The organism is Polaromonas sp. P4_F4 (assembly GCF_056401355.1).
This window is the reverse complement of the sequence record NZ_JBFUJO010000040.1, coordinates 22,577-29,326: the sequence shown is the minus strand read 5'-3', so window position 1 is coordinate 29,326 and position 6,750 is coordinate 22,577. Positions and strand designations below refer to the sequence as shown.

7 protein-coding genes are annotated in these 6,750 nt (G+C 64.1%); 2 read left to right on the top strand and 5 right to left on the bottom strand.

Annotated features, from left to right (window positions below):
• Positions 1 to 539, bottom strand: a 539-nt coding sequence (locus AC1DUR_RS24675) for an aldehyde dehydrogenase family protein (protein ID WP_477722296.1), incomplete at its 3' end; no start/stop codon positions are given.
• A 256-nt stretch (positions 540 to 795) separates the two neighbouring features.
• Between AC1DUR_RS24675 and AC1DUR_RS24670 the strand changes: the two genes are divergently transcribed.
• Entirely contained in the window at positions 796 to 1,689 is an 894-nt protein-coding gene (locus tag AC1DUR_RS24670; protein WP_477717557.1) for a GNAT family N-acetyltransferase, read from the top strand.
• On the opposite strand, the gene AC1DUR_RS24665 is transcribed toward AC1DUR_RS24670, so the two are convergent.
• The 4 genes from AC1DUR_RS24665 to AC1DUR_RS24650 form a co-directional block, all read right to left on the bottom strand.
• Positions 1,670 to 2,587: a LysR substrate-binding domain-containing protein gene (locus AC1DUR_RS24665; protein ID WP_477717556.1), complete on the bottom strand. Its 918-nt coding sequence runs from the start codon at positions 2,585 to 2,587 to the stop codon at positions 1,670 to 1,672. The two genes, AC1DUR_RS24670 and AC1DUR_RS24665, sit on opposite strands and share 20 nt — an antisense overlap.
• 117 nt (positions 2,588 to 2,704) lie before the next feature.
• Complete coding sequence (locus AC1DUR_RS24660; protein ID WP_477717555.1) at positions 2,705 to 3,685, bottom strand: cupin domain-containing protein; 981 nt, start codon at positions 3,683 to 3,685, stop codon at positions 2,705 to 2,707.
• A 20-nt stretch (positions 3,686 to 3,705) separates the two neighbouring features.
• Positions 3,706 to 4,716, bottom strand: coding sequence for a 4-hydroxythreonine-4-phosphate dehydrogenase PdxA (pdxA, locus tag AC1DUR_RS24655; protein ID WP_477717554.1), 1,011 nt, complete (start codon positions 4,714 to 4,716; stop codon positions 3,706 to 3,708).
• Entirely contained in the window at positions 4,713 to 5,765 is a 1,053-nt protein-coding gene (locus AC1DUR_RS24650; RefSeq protein WP_477717553.1) for a four-carbon acid sugar kinase family protein, read from the bottom strand. Before AC1DUR_RS24650 ends, pdxA begins: the two co-directional genes overlap by 4 nt.
• A 75-nt stretch (positions 5,766 to 5,840) precedes the next feature.
• Between AC1DUR_RS24650 and AC1DUR_RS24645 the strand changes: the two genes are divergently transcribed.
• The gene (locus AC1DUR_RS24645; protein WP_477717552.1) at positions 5,841 to 6,719 is read left to right on the top strand and encodes a LysR substrate-binding domain-containing protein; all 879 of its coding nucleotides are present in this window, start codon (positions 5,841 to 5,843) and stop codon (positions 6,717 to 6,719) included.
• Positions 6,720 to 6,750 lie beyond the last annotated feature (31 nt).

Below are 6,750 nucleotides of genomic sequence, written 5' to 3'. Positions count from 1 at the left end.
ACCTTGGCCGTGATCTGGTAGAGCGGCCAGTTCCATGGGGTGATCAGGCCGCACACGCCAATGGCCTCGCGCACGATGGCCATGTCCCCCCGGTGGGTGAGAAAGGGATAGCTGGCGAGATTGTCACGGGCCACGCGGATGTGCTCGGCCGCGACCGGCACCTGTGTGCTGCGCGCAAACCCGATGGCGGCGCCCATCTCCAGCGAGATCGCCTGGGCGAACAGTTCGGCCCGTTCGAGGATCAAGGCGTGGATGCGGCCGAGCAGCGAAGCCCGGCTTTCGGCGGAGCTGACGGACCAGCTCGCGAAGGCGGAGCGGGCGGCGGCCACGGCCGCAGCGACGTCTTCAGCGGTTCCCAACGCGATCTGCGCGACGGGCTCCTCGGTCGACGGGTCGATGACGCTGGCTCGGGATTGCCCTGAGGGCAGGACCCACTCACCGTCTATGAACAGGCGATCCAGACGGCCGGCGGCTTTGAGGCGTTCGACGATCAAGCCCACATGCACTGGGGCCAAAGGCGCGGGCAATTGTGTGGTCATGGTTAGGGGCGTCGGGTTGGTTGGAGTCATCGGAATGACTTGATGTCCCGGAGTATCGGAACGCCGCTTCATGCGGTCAAATATAAGTTTTGACTATATTCATACAAAATTGATATGTACTGATCTGATAGGCCAAAAGGATACGGGTAACCCCTGATAGGAGTCTGTAGACTGTGGGGCTGGCATATCAAATCGGAATGCATGGCCTCGGAATTTTTATTGGACTGCATGGGTCTGCATACCGATACTCGACCGCATGACATCCGCCTCCACCACCATCACGGTCAAGCACCTCGAAGCCCCCGCCACCACCGGTGCCGCCCGCCTGCGCCCGTTCGAGCCAGGCGACTTGCCAGCTGCGCACGCCTTATCCAGCACCTTCAATTGGCCGCATCGGATCGAGGACTGGCAGTTTGCGTTGTCGCTAGGGCAAGGCATGGTCGCCGAACGCGACGGGAAAGTATTGGGCACCGCACTGTCCTGGCAATTTGGGGCGAACTACGCCACCATCGGCCTGGTGATCGTCGCGCCCGAGCTTCAGGGCCAGCGCATCGGCAATCGCATGATGGAGACCTTGCTCGATCACCTGTCCCCACGAGACGTGCTGCTGCACGCGACCGTGGCAGGCCGCGGCCTGTATGAGCGCCTGGGATTTGTCCCCACAGGCGAACTCGACCAGCACCAGGGCGTGCTTACGGCCTTGCCGGCGCTGGCGGGGCGTGAGGGGGACCGCCTGCGGCCGCTGGCAGATGCTGACGTCGAATCTCTGATCGCGATGGACGCCCGTGGCGCGGGCATGCCGCGCGGCGAGCTGCTTCGCCGCTTGTTCGCCCAGGAAAGGACGGTTGTTCTCGAGCGCGGCGGCCAAGCCGCCGGCTTCGCTGTGCTTCGCCGCTTTGGCCACGGGCATCTCGTCGGGCCGGTGGCGGCGCCGGATTTCGATGCCGCACGCGTGCTGATCTCCGATTGCTGCCGTCACACCGAGGGGTTCGTGCGCGTCGACGTGTACACCATGAGCGGTTTGTCGCCATGGCTGGAGAGCCTGGGGCTGCCGCGCGTCGGCGGTGGGACCATCATGGTCCGTGGCCGCGTGCCGGGGCGGGGGCCTGCCCAGGGCGGCTGGGCCCTGGTCACCCAGGCGATCGGCTGACCTTCTTGCGAGCGATGTTTTCGGGGCCGCCCACCGCGATGCGCACGGCCTCGAGGAAGTCCGCGACGAGCGCCTGCGCCGGCTGCTGGCGGGCACGCACCACGTGGCAGTTGAAGTGGATTGCCGGCTCGAACTCCAGCGCATGCACGCCCGTGAGCGCAAGCTCGCTCAGCATCGCCGGATCCACGATGCTGACGCCCAGGCTCCGCGCCACCATCGCGCAGGCCGCCGTCGCCAGCGAAGTTTCGATCTCCAGCCTGCGCACCTCGGGATCGAAGACTCTGTCGATGGCCGCGCGCATCACGTCCGGGGACGCAAACGATATGAACGACTCGCCGGCCAAATCCGAAGGACCGACCTTGCGCTTGCGCCCCAGCCGGTGCCCCCGCGGCACGATGCACACGGCACGCTCCGAATACACGAGCTCGGTGTCGACCTCCTGCGGCAGCGCGACGTAGCCGACCAGGCCGAGCTCGTAATAGCCGGACGACACCCACTTGCAGATCGTCGCGGAGTCGGCCGTGTGAACCACGACCGGCACGAGCGGGCGCAGTCCGCGAAAGACCTGCAGGATGCGCGGCACCGGGCTGATGCTGATGCCGGGTGATACGGCGATTCGCAAGCCTTCAACTCCCAGCGTGCGGATGCGGTCCGCCGCCGCACCGATGGACTGCAGTCCCACGTAAACGCGGTCCACTTCCTTCAGCAGCGCTTGCGCTTCAGGCGTGGGGACCACACGCTGCCCGACACGTTCGAACAGATTCAGTTGCGTCTCGCGCTGCAGCAGCGCGATGGCCCGGCTCACGTTCGGCTGCGACGTGTGCAGCTGCGCGGCGGCAAGCGTCATCGAGCCTGTGTGCATGACGGCGCGGAAGCACTCGATCTGGCGGTAGTTCATGTCAGCCTTGTATTAATAGCGGCGAAACATGTATTTAACTGCATAAAGCCGCGCTCCGATACCGCGGATGCTTGCCAGGACCATGGGGCGCGCGACCAGCGCCTGGCGGGAGCCAAGCTAAGCAGTCGTGGTTGCCAGCAACACTTCAGACGCCTCCCCGTCCAAAGCCACCGCACAGTGCTCAACGCCATGCGGTACGACGATGAACTCTCCCGTCTCGACAATCTCTTCACGGTCGCGAAACCTCATAAGCAGGCGTCCCCGATGAACAAAGAACAGTTCATCGTCGTGCTGCCGAAATGACCAGGGAGAGCTTCCCTCGAACCTGGCAACCCTGAATTGCAGGTTGTTGACCTGGCCCTCGGCTTCGCCGGCAGGCGCAGTTGACAGGTTCTTCTTGCGAATCGGCGAAAGGTGTTTGTTCAGGGCCGCGACGTCGCGAATGATGGCGGTGAGCTGGCTTGGCACGTCCTTCCCGTTGGCCGGGTATTTGCCGTCCAAAGCCGCGGTCCCGATCGTAAAACCCGCTGCGCCGGCATTCTGGACGACGGCAATTCGTTCAGGGGTATCGATCGAACCCGCCATGAAGACAGGTTTGGAGACTGCCGCGCAAACGGCCTTCATCAACTCGGGCACGTTTTCCGCCGAACGGTATGCCAACAGGTCCAGACCATGCACGCCGTCTTTCGCTGTGATCGTCCTGGCACTTTCGACAATTTCCTCGATGCTGCCTTCCAGCACGCTCGGATGGCCGGTAATCCGGCCGGCGAACGGGAAGTATTGGATTCCGGTGCCCTTGATGATCGGCAGCACGTCGTCGACGCGCGTGCCACCCAGAAGAACGTCAACGCCGATTTCGGCGGCTGCCTTTGCCGAAACAATTTCGCTTTCGCGGTCCAGCGACACGACTTCCAGATAGGAGGTTGCCCCGCCCGCCTTGATGGCCGCATTGAGGCCCTTCAGTTGCTCGATTGGCAAGCCGATGTCCTTGAACCCCATGTGCCGTACGCCTAGGCTGAGCGCAGTCTGAAGTTGCTGCGACGCATCCGGAACCGTGCGGTCGTTGCGGGTAAGCATGAAGATGAAACGTAGACCCATGATGGTGCTTCCTTTTTGAATTAGTTCGTCTTGGTTTGCGCGGCGACGAGGCGCTTTGCGTAGGCAAGCGCCGTTTCCAGGCTTGCGTGGTCTGCGACACCCTTGCCCGCGATGTCGAATGCCGTGCCGTGATCCGGGCTGGTGCGGACGAAGGGCAGGCCCAGCGTGATGTTCACGCCTTTTTCCAGCCCGAGGTACTTCACAGGGATCAGCCCCTGATCATGGTACTGGGCCACGACAACGTCGAATCGGCCCTGGCGCGCCTGCATGAAGACCGTATCGCCCGGATAGGGGCCGGTGGCATCGATGCCCTCGGCTCGGGCCGCGTCGATTGCCGGCCGGATGATCCTGATCTCCTCGTCCCCGAAGAGACCCCCCTCACCCGCGTGCGGGTTAAGACCCGCCACGGCGACACGCGGGGCCGCGAAGCCGAGAGCCTTTCCACCCTCGTGGGCAAGCCGGATGGCGGACATCTGGGCGTCGAAATCGCCTTGTTCGATCGCTTTGCGCAGCGACGTGTGGATCGTGACAAGCACCGTGCGGATGTCGTCATTCGCAAGCATCATCGCCACGCGCTTCGCACCGCCGTAGTCGGCCAGGATTTCCGTATGGCCGGGGTAGCGGATTCCCGCGCTGGCCATCGCCTCCTTGTTGATCGGCGCCGTGACGACGCCGCTCACTTCTCCGGCCTTCGCCGCCGCGATGGCTGCAACGATGGCATCGAAGGCGGCCTGCCCGGAGATCTCGCTGATCTGCCCTACGGGCGGCGGCTCGGTGATGCGGGTGGCCTCGATGACTTCAATGACCCGCGGCTGGAACTGGGCCGCATCGGGCGCTTTGATGCGCCGCACCTCAATGTCCAGCCCGAGCCGGCGCACGGCGTCATGCATGACGACATGGCTACCGAACACGACGACACGTTCGCCGCCCTTCGCAAGTACCTTCGCCACGATCTCCGGCCCAATGCCGGATGCGTCGCCCATGGTCAGGGCAAGCGGGGGGGGAATATTCTTCACAGTGAATCCGTTCATAAGGTTTGGGTTGCTCCACGTATCCGCACGACAGCGCGCTCCAGGGCGTCATCGCCGCCAAAGCCACCGGCCTTCATGGCGAGCAGGAGCGAGCGCCCATCGCCAAGCCTGGCGCGGCCCAGCGGGAATCCGGGATCGAGTTCTTGCAGAATCTCGAACTCACGGACATTGAGAAGGTCCAGGACGGCTTCCATCGTGTCGCCGCCGGTGGCGACCAGCGCGCCGAAGCGTGGGTCCTGAAGCTGCCCTGCCGCGTCTTCCGCAATACGGCGCAGCACCGCGGCCGGGTCCCGCTCGCGCGTCCTGGGTCCGCGCAGCAGCATGACGCCGCCGGCCTGCTGGAGTTGGTCGGCCTGTATGTGGCTGCGCAGGTTCGCGCTCCCGATGACGACCAGGACATCGTTGCTGATGCCATCGATCGATGGCGCCGGGGTCTTCGCCGGCGCAAAACGCCGCGACAGCGCCGCAGCCATCCCGGGAGAGCCAACCCAGAGGACCGACTCCGGCTCCTCGATGGAAGCAATCTGCGAGTCAAGTTCTTCCTGCGTCAGCGCATCGAGCAGCGTGACATTGGTGATGCGCTTCGGGACCAGGTCGGCCAGCGCGGAATGCCGCGCGGGATGTACGGGGTCATGGCCATACGAACTCTCCGAGACCGGTATGCCGTCAACGAGCTGGATGCCGCCCACCGTCGTACGCCCGGCTTGGGGGAAGGCCGGTGCAAACACCATGGATTTGCGGCCGCTCGCTGCAAAGCATGCTTCAAGCTCCTCCGCGATGTGGCCGCGCAGCGTGGAGTCCACCGTTTTGTAGAGCAGGTCCCGGCCGGCAAGCTGGCCGGTCAATCGGGCGACCCGCTCGAATGCCTGCGACGAAGTCGCGGACCGCGAAGCGCTGTCGACTGCAACCACCCCGGCCGCCTGGCGCGGAAGCTGGCCCCTTCCGATAGCCGCCGTCAGGCCGCGAGCGACGAAAGGTGCCGCGCCATCTGCCGCGCTGGTCAGGTCGTCGGCGAGGATCGCTATGCTGGGCTGGTAATTGGTGCGCATGCATCAATTATCAAAACCTCATCAAGCTATGAAAAGCGATAATTTCTGAGGGATACCGGTGATATATTGTCACCAATGGATCGTTCAGACATACCTTCGCTCGACGACCTGCGAGCGTTCGAAGCCACAGCGCGGCTGGGCTCGGTCCGGCTTGCCGCAGACTCGCTTGCGCTCACGCACGGCGCCGTCAGCCGCCGTATCACCAAACTCGCCAATGACATCGGGGTCAGCTTGTTTGAAAAGAGTGGGCGAGGCCTGCGGCTCACACCGGCCGGCGAGACACTCAACCTCACCCTCAGCAGGTTCTTCGGTGAGTTGGCCGCCACCGTGCAAAGCCTGCGTGCTACCAGTGCTGGGAAGACTGCCCTGGTGCTCTCCTGCGAGCCTTCAGTTGCCGTGCGGTGGCTCATTCCACGGCTGGGGGGGTTTCAAGTGGCGCATCCGGACATTGCCCTCCACCTCTCCGTGGGTGGAGGGCTTGTGGACTTTCGCAAGAATCAGGTCGACCTCGCTATTCGACGGCTGGATTTCGCGGTGCCCGCGGCGTGGAACGTCCGGCCCCTTTTCGCCGAAAGAGTCGGGCCTGTGATGAGGCCGGAATGGGTGCCGAGCTTCGAACACGGCGACTATCTCGCTCTCGGGTCGAAGACCCGGCCCGATGCATGGGCGCAATGGCTGAAGACCCATCCGTCGGCGCGCCGACCCACGGAGATCCGCTACTACGACCATCACTCGCTGATCGTCGAGGCCGCAGCTGCGGGCCTGGGTGTCGCCCTGAGTCCGCTCGTACTCGCCGTTGACGATGTGGAACGGGGAAGCCTCGCGGCGCCCGCCGGCTTTGACCCTGATGGCAGTCAGTATGGCTTGATATGGCTGGGGGCTGGTGAACTGCAAGGCGTGGAGTTTGAACTCGCCGAGTGGCTTCAAGCGCAGTTCAGCCGCCTAAGCTGTTGAATTGCGCTCAAGTCTGACCCGAGGGGGGTGC

Excerpts from the sequence above, each read along its gene's own strand:
- AC1DUR_RS24670 (WP_477717557.1), top strand. The coding sequence starts at position 796 with ATGACATCCGCCTCCACCACCATCACGGTCAAGCACCTCGAAGCCCCC.
- AC1DUR_RS24665 (WP_477717556.1), bottom strand. The coding sequence starts at position 2,587 with ATGAACTACCGCCAGATCGAGTGCTTCCGCGCCGTCATGCACACAGGC.
- AC1DUR_RS24660 (WP_477717555.1), bottom strand. The coding sequence starts at position 3,685 with ATGGGTCTACGTTTCATCTTCATGCTTACCCGCAACGACCGCACGGTT.
- pdxA (WP_477717554.1), bottom strand. The coding sequence starts at position 4,716 with ATGAACGGATTCACTGTGAAGAATATTCCCCCCCCGCTTGCCCTGACC.
- AC1DUR_RS24650 (WP_477717553.1), bottom strand. The coding sequence starts at position 5,765 with ATGCGCACCAATTACCAGCCCAGCATAGCGATCCTCGCCGACGACCTG.
- AC1DUR_RS24645 (WP_477717552.1), top strand. The coding sequence starts at position 5,841 with ATGGATCGTTCAGACATACCTTCGCTCGACGACCTGCGAGCGTTCGAA.